Origin of the sequence: Collimonas sp. (assembly GCF_039923675.1) — a bacterium.
In the GTDB taxonomy this organism is placed as follows: Bacteria; Pseudomonadota; Gammaproteobacteria; order Burkholderiales; family Burkholderiaceae_D; genus Collimonas.
Genome location: NZ_JBDTCG010000103.1, coordinates 1 through 16,150, shown reverse-complemented (window position 1 = coordinate 16,150; position 16,150 = coordinate 1). Strand labels below are relative to the sequence as shown.

At 54.6% G+C, this 16,150-nt stretch carries 13 protein-coding genes; 6 read left to right on the top strand and 7 right to left on the bottom strand.

The window, feature by feature from the left end:
* Positions 1-354: 354 nt before the first annotated feature.
* Positions 355-2,187 (bottom strand): S9 family peptidase, encoded by a 1,833-nt coding sequence (locus ABI171_RS23240; RefSeq protein WP_348094920.1) that lies wholly within the window; start codon positions 2,185-2,187, stop codon positions 355-357.
* Positions 2,188-2,540: 353 nt separating this feature from the next.
* Here ABI171_RS23240 and ABI171_RS23235 point away from each other — a divergent pair, with 353 nt between their 5' ends.
* Positions 2,541-3,287: a MetQ/NlpA family lipoprotein gene (locus tag ABI171_RS23235; RefSeq protein ID WP_348094938.1), complete on the top strand. Its 747-nt coding sequence runs from the start codon at positions 2,541-2,543 to the stop codon at positions 3,285-3,287.
* Positions 3,288-3,441: 154 nt separating this feature from the next.
* Here ABI171_RS23235 and trpC read toward each other — a convergent pair whose 3' ends face one another.
* The 4 genes from trpC to ABI171_RS23215 all read right to left on the bottom strand — a co-directional run bounded on the left by trpC (position 3,442) and on the right by ABI171_RS23215 (position 6,642).
* On the bottom strand, positions 3,442-4,245 hold the full coding sequence (gene trpC / locus ABI171_RS23230) for an indole-3-glycerol phosphate synthase TrpC (RefSeq protein WP_348094919.1): 804 nt from the start codon (positions 4,243-4,245) through the stop codon (positions 3,442-3,444).
* Positions 4,246-4,276: 31 nt separating this feature from the next.
* A complete protein-coding gene (gene trpD / locus ABI171_RS23225; protein ID WP_348094918.1) occupies positions 4,277-5,314 on the bottom strand; it encodes an anthranilate phosphoribosyltransferase in 1,038 nt (345 codons plus the stop codon).
* A gap of 50 nt (positions 5,315-5,364) precedes the next feature.
* A complete protein-coding gene (locus ABI171_RS23220; RefSeq protein ID WP_348094917.1) occupies positions 5,365-5,934 on the bottom strand; it encodes an aminodeoxychorismate/anthranilate synthase component II in 570 nt (189 codons plus the stop codon).
* Positions 5,935-6,330: 396 nt separating this feature from the next.
* Positions 6,331-6,642 carry a hypothetical protein gene (locus ABI171_RS23215; protein ID WP_348094916.1) on the bottom strand — a complete coding sequence of 104 codons (312 nt, stop codon included), beginning with the start codon at positions 6,640-6,642 and terminating at the stop codon, positions 6,331-6,333.
* Positions 6,643-6,873: 231 nt separating this feature from the next.
* Here ABI171_RS23215 and ABI171_RS23210 point away from each other — a divergent pair, with 231 nt between their 5' ends.
* The 5 genes from ABI171_RS23210 (at position 6,874) to ABI171_RS23190 (ending at position 14,571) form a co-directional block, all read left to right on the top strand.
* On the top strand, positions 6,874-9,624 hold the full coding sequence (locus ABI171_RS23210) for a type VI secretion system Vgr family protein (RefSeq protein WP_348094915.1): 2,751 nt from the start codon (positions 6,874-6,876) through the stop codon (positions 9,622-9,624).
* Between the two features lie 70 nt (positions 9,625-9,694).
* Positions 9,695-11,938: a hypothetical protein gene (locus tag ABI171_RS23205; protein ID WP_348094914.1), complete on the top strand. Its 2,244-nt coding sequence runs from the start codon at positions 9,695-9,697 to the stop codon at positions 11,936-11,938.
* Entirely contained in the window at positions 11,935-13,413 is a 1,479-nt protein-coding gene (locus tag ABI171_RS23200; protein WP_348094913.1) for a virulence factor, read from the top strand. The genes ABI171_RS23205 and ABI171_RS23200 overlap by 4 nt, the downstream gene beginning before the upstream one ends.
* Positions 13,414-13,448: 35 nt before the next feature.
* On the top strand, positions 13,449-13,712 hold the full coding sequence (locus tag ABI171_RS23195) for a PAAR domain-containing protein (protein ID WP_348094912.1): 264 nt from the start codon (positions 13,449-13,451) through the stop codon (positions 13,710-13,712).
* A gap of 13 nt (positions 13,713-13,725) precedes the next feature.
* On the top strand, positions 13,726-14,571 hold the full coding sequence (locus ABI171_RS23190; protein ID WP_348094911.1) for a hypothetical protein: 846 nt from the start codon (positions 13,726-13,728) through the stop codon (positions 14,569-14,571).
* Between the two features lie 294 nt (positions 14,572-14,865).
* Here the strand turns inward: ABI171_RS23190 and ABI171_RS23185 are convergent, their stop codons facing one another.
* A complete protein-coding gene (locus tag ABI171_RS23185; protein WP_348094910.1) occupies positions 14,866-15,075 on the bottom strand; it encodes a hypothetical protein in 210 nt (69 codons plus the stop codon).
* Positions 15,072-16,124, bottom strand: a complete 1,053-nt coding sequence (locus tag ABI171_RS23180; protein ID WP_348094909.1) for a phage portal protein — start codon at positions 16,122-16,124, stop codon at positions 15,072-15,074. Before ABI171_RS23180 ends, ABI171_RS23185 begins: the two co-directional genes overlap by 4 nt.
* Positions 16,125-16,150 lie beyond the last annotated feature (26 nt).

The window sequence follows — 16,150 nt, the reverse complement described above, 5'->3', positions numbered from 1 at the left end:
CAGCTTGCTGCGGTTTATGTCGCCGGAACTCAAGAATGTTTTTGTGAGTATCAATGTATAGTAAAAAATCTAAATGTACAAATTTTTTGAAAAATAAATAAACATAACTAACTGATATATAAGGATTTATTTAACATATAGTCTTATTAATTGTTTAGTAAACGTACTAAACTTTTGTGATTCGACCTATAACAAATAGGCATTTGCCGAGAAACAGTATCTAAACACCGGCGGGATATGTGTTTATACGAGGAAAGCTGATGCGCTTTGATTGTTACCTTGGTGTCGGCCATAAAAAAGCGGGCAACCGTTGCCGGTGCCCGCTATTCCTGTATCAAAGCTGTGCCGAGATCTTTATTGCGGCGCCAGATGCTTGGCTAAGAAGCCTTCCATTGCAGTATAAAAATCAAAGCGGTTTTCTTCGTTGTGGAAGCCGTGGCCTTCATTGTCCTTCACCATGTACTCCACCGGCACGCCGCGCTTGCGCAGGCTTTCCACAATCTGGTCCGATTCCGCCTTGTTGACGCGCGGATCGTTGGCGCCTTGCGCAACGAACAGCGGCGCCTTGATGCGGTCGGTATGCAGGGCCGGCGACGCCGAGCTCAGCAAAGCCTTGTCTTTCTCCGGATCACCGACCATCTCATGCATCTGGTCGAGGAACGGTTTCCAGTACGGCGGGATGGTATTCATGAAGGTGAACAGGTTGGAGACGCCGACATAGTCGACCGCCGCCGCGTACAGATCCGGCGTGAAGGTAACGCCAGCCAGCGTAGCATAGCCACCGTAGGAGCCGCCATAGATCGCCACCCGCTTAGGATCGGCGATGCTTTGCGTGACCAGCCACTGGACGCCATCGGTGAGGTCATCCTGCATGGTCTTGCCCCATTGCTTGAACGACGCTTCCCAGAACTTGCGGCCATAGCCGGTCGAGCCGCGGTAATTGATCTGCAGCACCGCGTAACCACGGTTGGCAAGCAGCTGCACTTCCGGGTTGTAGCCCCAGACATCGCGCGCCCACGGGCCACCGTGCGGGTTGATGATCACCGGCAGGTTCTTGGGATCTTTACCGAGCGGCAGGGTCAGGTAACCATTGATGAGCAAGCCGTCGCGGGCCTTGTACTGCACCGGCTTCATCTCAGCCATATCCTTTTCGGCGATGGCGGGATTGATGTCGGCCAGCTTGGTCAGGCTGCCGGTCTTGCTGTCGAACAGATAGCGGCTGCCTTGGGTGCGGTCGTTATAGGCCGCCACGATCCACTTCGATTCGTCCTTGGTATGCGATTGCGTGAGGACTTCGTAGCCGGGCAGCTTTTCCTGCAAGGTTTTGTGCAAGGCTTCGGTTTCAGGATCGAGGAATTTATATTCGGGTTTCCAGGTGGTGTAGCTGATTTCTGTCAGGACCTTGCGTTTCCTCGAATAGGAAAGACCGTCGACGTCGACCTCAGGATTTTCATACAGCACCTGTTCTTCCTTGGCGGTTTCTGGATTGAAAATCACGATCGCCTGCTTGTCGCGGCCCAGGTTCGACGAGACATACAGCTTTTTGTTATCGAAGGTAAAGAAGAGCGGACTGACAGAATCCTTGAACGAGGTAGTCAGGATGGTCTTGAACGGCGCGCTCTCGGTGGCGCGGTACAGCAGGCTGGTGTTGACGCCATCCGACGTGGTCGCCGCCCGCACCTTGCCATCGTGATCGGTAATCCACGACTGGATCGTGCCGGGGTTTTTCGCTACCAGCTTTTCGGCGCCGGTCTTGACGTTGATCCGGTAGACATCGAATATTTCCGCATTGCGCTTGTTGTGGCTGACCAGGATCTCATCCTTGTCGTCCTTCAGGTCGTCGATGATCTGTGCGCGCACCTTGGGATAGGGCGTCAGGTCTTTCAGATCCTTGCCGTCGCGCCCGACCGAGACCACGTGAAAATTCTCGTCGCCGCCAAAGTCCTTGGCAAACAGGATGTGATCGTCGCCCTTCCAGAAATAGCCGCTGATATCGCGCGCCTTTTCGGAGGTGATGCGCAGCGGCGCCGCATCCGAGCCGACGGTGCGGATGAAGATATTCATGCGTCCTTCCCACGGTTGCATGAAGCTGACGTATTTGCCGTTGGGGGATAGCTGGAAGCTGGCTTGTTCAGGATTCCGAAAGAAATCGCGTACTGAATATTGCTTGGGCGGGTCGGCTGCCATTGCACCTCCACTGATTAGGGACAAGCTGAAACATGTGGCCGTAACCACCTTGTATATAGTGCGCATCAAAAACCTCCAAAAGTACTTCGGTCGTCATTTTTCGTGTTGCTGAGAACCCGTAAGCGGCGGTATGGCTTGCTTGATCGGCAAGCTTATTATATGAATAAAACAAGAATGAATCTCAATCAATAAGTAATTGAGATATATCGACATGCAAAATCGTTCCTTCGCGAATGGCGACGACTATGTGAATATTGTCATTCACTTTATTGTCAACACACCGCCACGGAGAAACAATGCGTCGCCTGATCCTCAAGACCTTACCGATTTTATTGCTGGCCGCCGGCATCAACATGGCGCATGCGCAGGACAAGACGAGGATCAAGGTCGGCGTTTCGGTGGGCAATGCCGAGCAGACGTTTGAAGTGGTCAAGAAAGTGGCGGCGCGCGATGGATTGGAAATCCAGCTGATCACTTTTAGCGATTACTTGCAGCCGAACGAAGCGCTGGCGGCAGGCGATCTCGATGCCAACGCGTTCCAGCACAAGCCTTTCCTGGATAGCCAGATCAAGGCGCGCGGCTACAAGATCGTCCCGGTCGCCCTGACCATCACCGCGCCGCTGGGGATTTATTCGAAGAAATACAAAAATGTCGACCAGTTGCCGATCGGCGCCAGTATCGGCATCCAGAACGATCCATCCAACGGCAATCGCGCACTGCTGTTGCTGCAGAAATCCGGCCTGATCAAGTTGAAGGCAGGTGTCGCTGAAAACGGCGTCAATGCGACGCCGCTGGATGTTATCTCGAATCCGAAGAAACTCAAGCTGGTAGAACTGGATGCGGCGCAGTTGCCGCGCTCGCTGGATGACCTGGCTGCGGCTTCGGTCAATAACGATTACGCGGTGAAGGCGGGATTGTCATTGCAGCGCGATGCGATTGTGGTGGAGGATGCCAAGGGACCGTACGCCAACCTGATCGTCACACGGGTGGACGACAAGGACAAACCTTGGGTGAAAAAACTGATAAAAGCATATCAGTCAGAAGACGTGCGCAAATTCATTGAGACAGAATTCAAGGGTTCCTTGATTCCGGCATTCTAAGAGGCTGTTGCAAAATTAAGATGGCTAGGCGCGCCGACGAAAACAGTACGAGTAGTACGGCTAGGAGATGCAACAACGCCAGGTTAATTTTGCAACAGCCTCTAAGTCTTGATTGCATGCCTTGGCGCTATGGCCAAGGCACGAGAAAAGCCGGTTAGTTATTGAACAGGCGAGCGAGCTCAACGCCTGGATGTTCCGCGCGCATGAACGCTTCGCCCACCAGGAAGGCATGGACATTGGCGTCGCGCATGCGCTTGACGTCATCCTTGGTGTGGATGCCGGATTCGGTGACGATCAGCTTGTCCGGCGTGATATGCGGCAGCAGATCCAGCGTGGATTGCAGCGATGTCTCGAAAGTGCGCAGATTGCGGTTGTTGATCCCAAGCAGATTGGTCTTCAGCTTCAGGGCCGCATCCAGTTCTTCCTTGCTGTGCACCTCCACCAGCACACTCATCCCCAGTTCATGGGCGACCGCTTCCATCTCTGCCATCAGGCCGTGGTCCAATGCGGCGACGATCAGCAAGATGGCGTCGGCGCCCCAGGAGCGGGCTTGGTACACCTGATAAGGATCGATCATGAAATCCTTGCGCAGCGCCGGCAAGCTGCATGCCGCACGCGCTTGTTGCAGATAAGCCGGCGCGCCTTGGAAGAAGTTGATGTCGGTGAGTACAGACAGACAGGCGGCGCCATGCGCTGCGTAGTCGACTGCAATCTCGGCCGGCCGGAAGTCGGCGCGAATCACGCCTTTGGATGGCGAAGCCTTCTTGACTTCGGCGATCACGCCGGCATTGCCTGCGGCAATTTTCGCACGCAAGGCTGCTTCGTATCCGCGCAAGCCGGCGCGCGCATCGGCGTCCGATTCCACTTCACGTCGCAGGCTGGCGAAGTCTTGCTGTTTTTTTGCCGCAGCGATTTCATCCGCTTTGACGGCCAGAATTTTGTTCAAGATATCAGACATGGCATTCTTCCTTTACTGCGGTTTGTTGCGATCAGCCGGCGGCGGCGATGGTTTGCGTGGCTTGCACGAACTGATCAAGTTTGGCTTTGGCTGCGCCGGATGCGATTACGGCACGGGCTTTCTCCAGGCCGTCGGCGATTGAACTGGTTACACCGGCCGCATACAAGGCGGTGCCGGCATTGATCGCGACGATATCGCGCGCTGCGCCAGGCTGGTCTTCCAGCGCTTCCAGTACTTTTTGCTTCGACTCGCTTGAGTTGGATACTTTCAGGTTGCGGCTGGCGATCATTTGCAGGCCGAAATCCTCGGGATGGATTTCATACTCGCGGATTTCGCCGTTGACCAGTTCACCCACCATGGTGCCGGCGCCGAGCGACACTTCATCCATGTTATCGCGGCCCCAGACCACGATTGCATGTTGCGCACCCAGGCGCTGCAATACGCGCACCTGGATCCCCACCAGATCGGCGTGGAACACGCCCATCAGGATATTTGGCGCACCGGCCGGATTGGTCAGCGGCCCCAGGATATTAAAAATGGTGCGCACACCCAGTTCTTTACGCACCGACGCCGCATGCTTCATGGCTGCGTGGTGATTCGGCGCGAACATGAAGCCGATGCCGGTCTGTTCTATCGATTGCGCTACCTGCGCTGGCGTCAGGTTGATATTGGCGCCGAACGATTCCAGCACGTCGGCGCTACCGGACGACGAGGAGACGCTGCGGCCGCCATGTTTGGCCACGCGCGCACCGGCAGCGGCGGCAACGAACATCGAAGCGGTGGAAATATTGAAAGTCTGAGCGCCGTCGCCGCCGGTGCCGACGATATCCACCAGGTTGCTGGTGTCGCGGCAAGGCACGGGTGTGGCGAACTCGCGCATGACTTGCGCCGCGGCGGCGATTTCGCCGATGGTTTCTTTTTTGACGCGCAGACCCATGGTCAGCGCTGCAATCATCAGCGGCGACATCTCGCCCTTCATGATGCGGCGGAACAGCGACAGCATTTCGTCGTGAAAAATTTCGCGATGCTCGATACAGCGCAACAGCGCTTCTTGGTCTGTGATTGGCATGATGTCCTTACCCGGAATTAGTTTGACGCCTGCATACGGCTACCGCGCGTTCAGGCGGTTCGCTGAACAAAATTGCGCAGCAGCGTATGGCCGTGTTCCGACAAGATCGATTCCGGATGAAACTGCACACCCTCGATATCGTAGTCCTTGTGACGCACTCCCATGATTTCGCCGTCTTCAGTCCAGGCGGTAATTTCCAGGCAAGCCGGAATCGAGGCGCGCTCGATCGCCAGCGAGTGATAGCGGATCACTGTAAACGGACTAGGCAGATCCTTGAACACGCCGACCCCGGTATGGGTAATCGGCGAGGTCTTGCCATGCATGACCTGTTGCGCGCGGATCACCTTGCCGCCGAACGCTTCGCCGATGGCCTGGTGGCCAAGGCAGACGCCGAGGATCGGCAGCTTGCCGGCAAACTGCTGCAGCAAGTCGACGCAAATCCCGGCTTCGCGCGGGCTGCACGGGCCTGGCGACAGACAGATGCGGTCCGGTTTCAGCGCCTGGATCTGTTCCAGCGTAATTTCATCGTTGCGGTAGGTCCGCACATCTTCACCGAGTTCACCGAAGTATTGCACCAGGTTGTAGGTGAAGGAATCATAGTTGTCGATCATTAGCAGCATATTAGTTCTAACCCATTGATTTTATTGGGTGAAGCTGCCCGCGTTGTAATTTCTTGTCCGGTATGTTGTCCTGTTATTCAGGCGCTGGAGCAAGAATGTCGCGGGCGACGCCAAGTAGCCCTAGATTATAGGGGCAACGTGTGGTTTCAGTGCCACGGCCTTACTAAGTCGAGGGACGCCATCGCAGCTGCCAGGAGGCAAACTGTTTGGAAATGGCAATAAGGCGGGATGTTTTCATCTATTTTTGGCGGAATGTGCTGCGTTGAGCTTTGCAATCGCTAAAAAGTATAACTCGACTTTATAAATGCGGGGGAAATGTTCATCGAGGTAACGTGTCCAGGTGCTTTCACTTGTGGCGAAAGCACCTCCTACGCATCGATAGGTTGGAAATTCGCTCTATTTCGGCTTGAATTGCTTGTCGCTGATGCGGAATTTGGCACGGCGATCCCCCATCAAGCCGCGTAACTCCCCAATCGTAAGATCACTAATTTCGTGCATGCGAATTAATAGTGATGCGCCAACCGGCAATCGGCGATGGCGAATTTTGCTGATGACTGGCGGCGCAACTTCAAGCGCACGCGAGAGCGCAGCATCGTTTTTCAGGTGCAATTTTTCAATCAACGAATCAAGCAGGTGATTGGGATCATAAGTCACGAGATCGTTGAGTGTGTTGCCGCTCGGTGCATCTTGGCTGGGGTTAGTGCTCATGATCAATTGACTCCTTAGTTGTCGGTTTATATTTTAGGTTTACGTTAATGCTACCATTAACATATCGGCAATATGTTGTTATGGCACAATTGTTTGCAATGTGCATGCCAATATGTCTATAAAGTTTGCTAAAATGGTATACATAATTTCCCGCGGGAAATACTTTACTTGCCGGCTCCTGATTTACAAAGAAATCTTTACGTTTCCTCCGTAACCACTTAAAAGAGCGCGATGAATCCGAACACATTACTCGGCGCAGTCACCGGCCTGACCCAAGCCAACCGTCCAATCCGCCTGCGCCTGTCGCAAGAAAAAAGTGTGGTCGATGATGCGTTGCTGGTCCAGCACGTGCGCGGTGTGGAAACCATCTGCGGCGGCATCGAATATCACTTGCTGTGCGTGTCCACCCAGGCCAATCTGCCGACCAAAGAATTCATGGCGCTGCCAGTCGAAGTGCAGTTCGTTACCGATTCCGGTGACCTGCGCTCCGTGTGCGGCATCGTGGATGGCGTGGTGGCCGGTGAGGCAGATGGGGGACTGGCCAGTTACCAGCTGATCGTGCGCGATGCGTTGGCCATCATGGAAAAAAGCTGCAACAGCCGAATTTTCCACAAGAAAAGTGAAATCGAAATCACCGAAATCATTTTGAACAACTGGCGCCACAGCAATCCGGTCCTGGCGCGTGCGTTTGAATTTGAGCTGTGGAAGTTGAAGGGTAATTATCCGCAACGAGAATTTACTTATCAGTGCAATGAGTCGGACGCGGCCTTCTTGCGCCGCTTGTGGAAACGACGCGGCCTGTCATGGTTTATCCGGCCCGGAAAATCCAGCGCCGCCGGCAGCGACAAGACGCCGGCGCATACGTTGGTCATCTTCGACGACGCCTGGACGCTGGAGCAAAACAAGGCTGGCAGCGTGCGTTACCATCGCGACGCCGGTACCGAGGTCAGCGACTGTATCACCGCCTGGCATGCCGTGCGCAGCCTGACGCCAGGCAATCTCACGCGCCTGAGCTGGGACTACAAGACAGCGCGCCTGACCAGCGCCACCATGCAGAGCATGAATAATCAGGGCAAGCTGGGCAATCGTTTTGCTGCCGGTATTGAAGATATTCAGATTGACGCGCCACATGTTGGCGATAATGCCGCCGATTACCAGAGTCTCGGCACGCTACGCATGCAGCATCACGAATACGCCTCAAAATGCTTCCAGGGCGAAAGCGGCGTGCGCGACCTCTGCATAGGCCAATGGATCGCCGTCACCGGCCACGATGGCATCGACAGCCATCCCGCCAAGGACCGCGAATTCATCATCACCGAACTGCGCGTCGATGCGGAGAACAACCTCCCGCACGCGCTGAGCGAACGTACCAAGCGCCTGTTTGCATTGAACAGCTGGGGCTTCGACAGCAGCGACCGAGCGACCACGCTGGGCCAGGCCAACGCCGAACGCAATGCGCGCTACACCAATCAATTTAGTTGTGTGCGACGCGGTATTGCCATTGTGCCGGCCTACGATCCGCGCATCGATTTACCGCGTACCGAATCGCAGACCGTCATCGTAGTAGGCCCGCCGGGCGAAGAAGTACATTGCGACTCGCTGGGAAGAGTCAAGGTTCGGCTCCCTGGTATTCGGCCGACAGAACGCGCCAACCCGCAGGCGGCCAGCGAAGACATTACCGAATTCGACACCGTCTGGGTGCGGGTCGCTGCGTCGTCGGCCTTCGCCCGAGGCGGTGCGATCTTTCTGCCGCGAGTTGGTAGCGAGTGCAGAATTTCGTTCATTGGCGGGGATCCGGATAAAATCGTGATTACCAGCGCCGTGCATGGTGGCCCGACGCCGCCGCCGAGTTTTAGCCGCACCAGCAACCTGCCTGGTGACCGCTACCTGTCCGGTATTGTCAGCAAGGAAATCAAAGGGACCAGGATAAACCAGGTTCGCTTCGATGACACGCCGGCCCAGATCTCGGTCCAGGTAGGTAGTGAGCATGCGTCGAGCCAGCTGAACCTGGGTTACCTGACGCACCCACGCAACAACGGGAAAACCACGCCCAGGGGCGACGGCTTCGAGCTGACGAGTAACGAAAGCGGCAGTTTAAGAACGGCCAAATCCTTGCTCATATCGGCCTGGAAACGGCTCGACGCCAGCGGCAACCAACTTAGCAACGAAGAGCATGTCGCCTTGATGCAAGACTGCCTGGACCTGTTCAAATCGCTGGGCCAGTACGCCGCCGAACACCAGGGCCTGGCGCTGGATGACTCGCCGCAGAGCGCGCTCAAGGACGATATCAATAGCGCTTCCGCCGGCAGCAACGTCAACCAGCAGGGCCAGGGCGGCAAGCCGACCATCAGCGTCACGGCGCCGGAAGGCATCGCCATCAGCACACCTAAAACCATTGTCAGCTATGGCGGCAAGAACATTGATTCGGTGGCGCAGCAGCACATGCAGTTCACTGCCGGCCAGCGCTTCAATCTGAACGCGGGCAAAGGTATTTCCCTGTTCTCGCACAAGGACGGTATCGTGCAGATCGCCCACTACGGCAAATTCCTCATGCAAAGCCAGCATGACGACATGCAGGTCGATTCGGCCAAGGATCTCAAGGTGACCGCCAATAAGCACCTGATCCTGATGGCGGAAGAGATCACGCTCATGACCACCGGTGGCGCCTACATCAAACTCAAAGGCGGTACGCCCGAAATCGGCGGGCCGGGTGCGTTGACCGTCAAGACCGCCGGCCATAACTGGAATGGTCCTGCCAGCTCACCTGCGGAATTGCCTAAGTTTAACCAGGGCGATCTGAACCGCACGCCACGGCTGTTGAGTCCGATGGACGGCAAACCGGTGGAAGGTATGAAAGCGCACGTCGAACGTGCAGGCGATAGCCCTGTCAGCGGCCAAAGCGGCAGCGACGGCAAAGCCAGCAAAATTGATGCCGACCGCCTACAGCAAATTAAGGCATTTTTCTACACACCACGTTCATGAGAATTCTACCCATGTTCAATAAATTTCATTTAATGACACTGCAGTCACCGATTACATTTGGGGATGCGCGATGACTGATATTTCTACAAATCCGGAGAGTGTCGCAGCTCCTTCTCCTGTGGATGATCCGCAGAACTTGGAATTGGGCTGCAAATCTGGCGTCACACTGTTTGACGGTAATCCTTTGGACGTGATCATGAAACTGCCGTTGCCCGGCATCGTGATCTTCGTCCATGGAGTGAATTCCGATGGCGAATGGTATTCGGAGTCGGAAGACGGTATCTGCGCTGGGCTCAACAACCGCATAAAGCGGGGGAATGACCATCTTTTCTTTGCAACCCCAGAGGCAGGTCAGTTGACGTCCAGCAAATACGAGACCGAGTTGACGCCCGATGGCTATCTGAATCCTAACCTGACATCCAATACGTTTATAAAGAACGATGACACTTTCTCGCCGGTGATTCGGTTCAGATGGGGTTACAAAGCCAGTCTGCAGGAATTACAAACATACGGCAAAGGTATTTACGTCAACGAAAAAAACTACTGGGGCGGCGGTCCTTTTGCGAACGGCTGCACCACGTTGCCCGATTTGTGGGGCGAAGGTTTGTCAGAAGAGTTGTTTCTCTGGGTACATGTGCAACACATGAATCCTACCAATGATCGTAATGTTTATGCCTGTCCGCCACGTCCGTACTATGTACTAGCGGCGTTACGCTTGGCGAAACTCGTGAAGTCTTTGCGCGAAAAACAGGCCGATGTGCCGATCACTATTGTCTGTCACAGTCAAGGCAATATGGTCGGCATGGCAGCGGCTTTTCTTGGGGATAGAATGCCGTTGGCCATCGATGGCTGTGGTAAGTCCTCGTCATGCGTGGCCGATAACTATGTATTGTGCAATCCTCCTTACAGCCTGTTGGATGGAAATTTCACTGAAAGCTGGGGGCAACGCGGTATGAAGGACCCCCAAGGCCACACGGGACGCCAGACTTTTACTGCGCGTAGGGATACGTTGAAGGCTTTTTTTAAAATCATTGGAGCACGCAAGGAAAAACACCAGGAGGTCGTGCGTATTGATCAGCGCATGGCGAATGTGAGCCATGGTTTTACCGCCCAAGCGGACAGAACCAAATACGGCTACAAAGAATCGACTTATGGGCGTGTCACGTTATATTGTAATCCACATGACCAAGTTATTTCAGCGACTCCGGTACAAGGTATGGGCTGGCGTGGGTTGGAACAAATAGAAATTGATGCTTGCGAAGGCGCAGGAATATTCACCCAGCGTGTATTCGCGCAAGACATAGGAGTTGGCGATCCGGAGCGGATGGAATACAACTATATGGTCAACCAATACAACAAGCCGCAGTCCAAAAAGGATTTTTGGATTCCGCATTCACCCGATGCGCAATATTCAGTCAGCAAGGGGATTGAGGCAAACGAAAGCACTGTCGGTAAGATTATGACTGTCACTTTCGCTCCGTTGATGATCGTTGTAACAAAACTCATGGGGATGAGCATCAATGGGTTTCCGCCAAAAGATTGGACAATCCCACTGGAAGCCCCGCCATTGGCAGAAGATGCTAAATCCGCATTTAAGCCAGAGGCGAAGCGATTCGGCACGACAACGCTGAAATTTAATCAAAGTTTCGATGCCCCAGGCCAGTCGCGCGATGCAAAGCGAGTACAAGACCCTGACGATCCTTTTGCGGGCGACCATGATATCAATGCAAAACATACCGAGGGTACGACAGATCCTAGAGATGCCAATGACGCAGCCAAGGGTGATGTTGATAGTGAAGCGTCCTTGCGTTATGAGTATCATGCACTATTGCGCATGAAAGCCAAGCGCGAAGGCATGTACAAGAACGGCGATCCGGTGACTGCAGAGGACGATCCGGGAAGCGCAAGCGCGGAATATACCGACTGGCGTAAAAAGCAGATCAGGGAAACCTTGGCACTCAATCTGGATACTCATGCCACCAATCATTCAACGATCATGACCAACAGCATGCATGCCGAAAAGGCACTCGCTTATGATGTAGCGATTGGCTGCTGTGATATACGGGAAACGGATTTGCACAATTTGAGAATCGCCGCAGACTGGAGATTTCTCAATGGATTGGATGACGCCGACTCTAACAAGATATTTCTTGAATACTTCATCAAAGGCGAATTTCAGAAAACGTCCGCGCTCAAATGGGCAAACCATGCAGGCGATGGTGACCTCAATGGAAGCATACCCATAAAGATTGTCGACCGACGAAAAGACCCACCCGAATCGAAACCAGCGCCACAGCCTAGGGAGCACCATTGAATACCTTAATCGCTTCCCGCAACCAACGTCTGGTTTGGGCTGTCTTAGCTTTTTTTCTCGTGTTTAGTATCGCGCTCTGGTTTACCGGCCGCGCCAATGCCAGCACGCCGCAATCTATATCTGTTGGAGAACTTATGATTCGTTTCCTTGCTCTACCCACTCTCGCAGCTACAGCTGCGCTGGGACTACTGACTGCGTTTGCGGGGACACCAATTATTGCTACGGCAAACGCTGCCGCCCCAGTCGCCACTGAATCTTCCAAGCCGTTTGTGGCCCAGGTCGTTGGCGTGCAATGGCTCAACCCGCTGCAGCGGCGCGACTATCCCACTGAATGGCAACTTTTGTGGACATTGGGCTTGGCGCAGCCAAACAAGAACGACGATATGGTGAAAACGGAGCCAAAAAAATTTAGTACGCTGCAATCCATTGGCATGATTGCTTCAGGTAATAGTGGAAAAGAAACCTTCAAGGGTTATCACCATAAATATATTACTGAGCTGATATCCCAATTTCATGATAACTACGGCGCCGATTCACGTTATTTTTACAATGTACACTCGGTTGAAGACAAGAAGTCGTGGCGCGAGCTTGCTGGTATCCATGTGGAATATGCCCTCCCGACCGGAAAGCTTGATCCGGTCGAAGCTGCCAATTACACCCGAGACACTATTGTCGATACGTTTGACATCGGAAACGTCAATTTCCCAACGGTCTGGACACGTAACACGCCACCTGATGTACACGTTACGATGGGTGGACCGAACGCTGGCTTTACTTCGTTGACAGCGGCACTGGACTATTTGCAGACGCACCCGGCCGAAACCGTCTGGGTCATGAATTGGGACGCACCAAGTTATCCGCCAAAAGATGAACAGATCAACGAAAACATGGTGCTGCTGATTTTAGCCGGTCCCGGTTACAACACTGAGCGCGCAGCCTTGGCCTGGGTTGGTTATCCGGCCACCAAGGCTGTAACTGATTTCAATGCAGAGAAGGGCAAGCCACCCCGCGTTGTCCAGGCATGGAAAGCAACGATGGACGCTGCTACCCACAACGCAGGAAAACAAGATACCGACATCGGTTATGTGATCCACGACGCCAATGCTGTGCATCCTGATTCCGGGGACCGTATCGCGAACCTGGCGCACACGCTCAGCACGGAGTTGGTCGAATTCGACTTCAAGAAGCAGTCATTCAATACGCCGGCATTGCTAGGGGAAATGGGGGCTGGCACCGCGTTGACCAACGTCGCTCTCGGCATCGCTTACGCTAATCACTTTGGCAAGAATGTACTGGTGGCCGGCACCAGCGATGCTGCGCATCCTACTGCCGTGTTGGTTGTGCCACCGGCGATAGTGCGTCCTATCGATTCTGACAAACCGTGGTTTCGTGCCCGTGGCGAGGGCAATGCGTTTTTACCATGGTGGGGTATTCGCCATGATGCCCGTGCCGGCTCCCAAGGCTATTCCAAGTAACGTCGCGTCAATTGTATTGATCGGGAGAATTGTATATGCGCGGTGTTATCCGTTTGAACGACCCCACCAGCCACGGCGGCATGGTGGTCTCGGCTGCGCCGAACAGCAAGGTGATGGATCGTCAAGTGGCGCGCAAGGGGGATCGGTGCATCTGCCCAGTCCCAGGCCATCAAGTCTGCTTTATTGCTGAAGGCGACCCCGAGGTGTTGATCGACGGGATCCCTGTCGCTTTTGACGGACACAAGACCACTTGTGGTGCATCGCTGATTTCCACTATGCCGAACAGTGGTCGCGGTTAATACAATATTCCGAATGACCAGCATCAAACCACTTGAAGTCGAGTTGCCCGCAAAACAAAGCAATACACGACTCACAATTGAAGAAATGCAGCGGCGTGCCCAGCAACGCGGCGGACTGTGTTTGTCGACCAGCTACATTAACACCAAGACACCACTGCTCTGGCAGTGCGCCAAGCAGCATCAATGGTCCTGTGTTCCTCATCACATTAAGAATGGGCGCTGGTGTCCTGAATGCGCAAGGGAGCGGAACGGGAGTTTGGAGCGCGTGCAACGACTCGCCAAAGATCGGGGCGGCGAGTATCTGGAAGAGACTTACCGCAACAATAAGACGCCGGCGCGCTGGCGTTGCGCGGAGGGGCATATATGGAAATCTGGAAGCGGGAAAATTGCTTCCGGCACGTGGTGTCCGCAATGTAGTCATGACCGAAAACGCAGCAGCATAGAGGAAATGCAGGCAATTGTCGTTTCCAGAGGAGGACGTTGTTTGTCCACCGACTACGTTAATTCAACGACCACTATGCAATGGCAATGCGCGGCGGGTCATGTTTGGCTGAATATTCCAAGAAACAAAAAAAAACAATGGTGTGCCAAGTGTGTCTTTGACCGCAAGCGCCTGGGAATGACAAAAATGCAGGAATGGGCCACCCGGCATGGCGGGCGCTGCTTGTCGATATTGTATGTAGATTTATACACAGCGCTGGAATGGCAATGCATAGCCGGCTATCGCTGGGAAGCGAACCCGGCAAGCGTCAAACAAGGTTCATGGTGTCCTGAGTGCCGCCTGATTGACCAGGATAAGCAAAAGAACCTAGATCGTCACAAAGAAAAAAAACGGTTTTCCGTGCCGAATTTGCTGTAACCCTCCCAAAGCGCCAAAAATCCCATACAAAGTGCGTCATTTTGCGTCACGGCGATGCCGCCGATTTGCCCTCGAACCCCGCGTGACGCCGAAGTTCAGCGTTTTGGCGAACTGCGTTAAAAGGAGTGCCTTTAACGAAGCCTCCAGGCGGGTGGGGGACTGGATTTTAAAAGCCGCAGCCGGCGTCTTTTCCATGACAAGACGGCATTATCAGGACGTTAAAAAAGCCGCGCAAGGCGGCTCAGATCGATGCAGACACCGCCGTTACAACATGGCGGCGGGGCAGGTATGCCGTCAGCGTCCGGCGCGCCTGAGCGCCTCCTGTTCCTTCTGGTAGTCGTCCCGGCAATCCGTATTGCAGAACAGCGCCCCATGGGCGACATCATCATCACAGTAATGGCAATGCCCATCCGCCTCCGGCTTGGGCGTACGGCGCGCATGCGCCATGGCTGCCTTGATGTCCTGGGCAATGCGCCACTCGGCGCGGTCTGCTACGTCACTCATGCTGCCTTCCCTTCCATGTTCTCTAAGTTGTAGTCGTTAAATTTCACTATCTCTTCTCCCAGCCATTCGTTAATCATTAAAAAATGCGATTGCAGCGGCACCAGTTCGTTACGGGCGAACACCTTGGCCGCCGGCTCGACGGCGCCGAAGCCGCCGGCATTGCTCGGCATGATCCCCATCAACTGCGGGGGCACGCGATGCGCCGCCAGCAGGTCGTCGCGGGTCACGCCCTTGATGTTAAAAAATTCGTCCTTGGCCGCGACCTCGGACACCGGCAGGATCTGGATGCCGTCTTTCTTGCCGCCAGGTGCGTACATGAAGACGTTGCGGAAGTTGCCCGGCCCCTTGCTGTCTTTCAGCGCATTGCGCAGCTTGTCGACGTCCTTGATGTCCTGGGCGGCGTCGGTCATGTACAGGATGAAGCCGGCGTGAGAGCCGTTCTTGTAATACTTGCGCCGGAACAGCGTGGCCGATTCATTGAGCCAGGCCGACTGCAAGGCCGACAGGTATTGCGGCAAGCCGTAGACCTCCTGGTTTACATCCGGGTCCATCAGGTGGAATACCGCGCCCTTGGCAAACGCATGTTCCTGCTGCCAGCCGGACACAAAGTAATAGGTGTCGAGATCCTTGCCGCGCCGCACGTACTTGGCCAGGGAGTGCTTTAACTGGAGGATCTGCCCGGTGCGGCTGGCGCGCTTCTCCAGGTAGGCATTGCCGAAAGTCAGGAAATCCAGCGTGAACCGTTTGAAGGCATCCCGCGACAGACATTTGTGCGGCACAAAGGTCGACGTCAGGATGTTGGCCTTGAAGTGGATAGCGCTGCTGTGGTGGACACTGGAGTTAAACGACTTCGCCAGACCTTGCCAGCTGACTGGCGGTTCGTACCAGCGGCCATTGAGCCAGCACTCCAGGCTTTCCATGATGTCGGCATGATCCAGCACTGGCGTTGGATCGCCAAAGGCGAACGCCTCCACGGATGAGGCCGGCGCCACCTGGCCGGGCGGCGTCGGCGCGGGTTGCTGGGAACGTTTGAATCGTTGTTTCTTCATGAGGTAAAAATCTCCATAAATGAGGT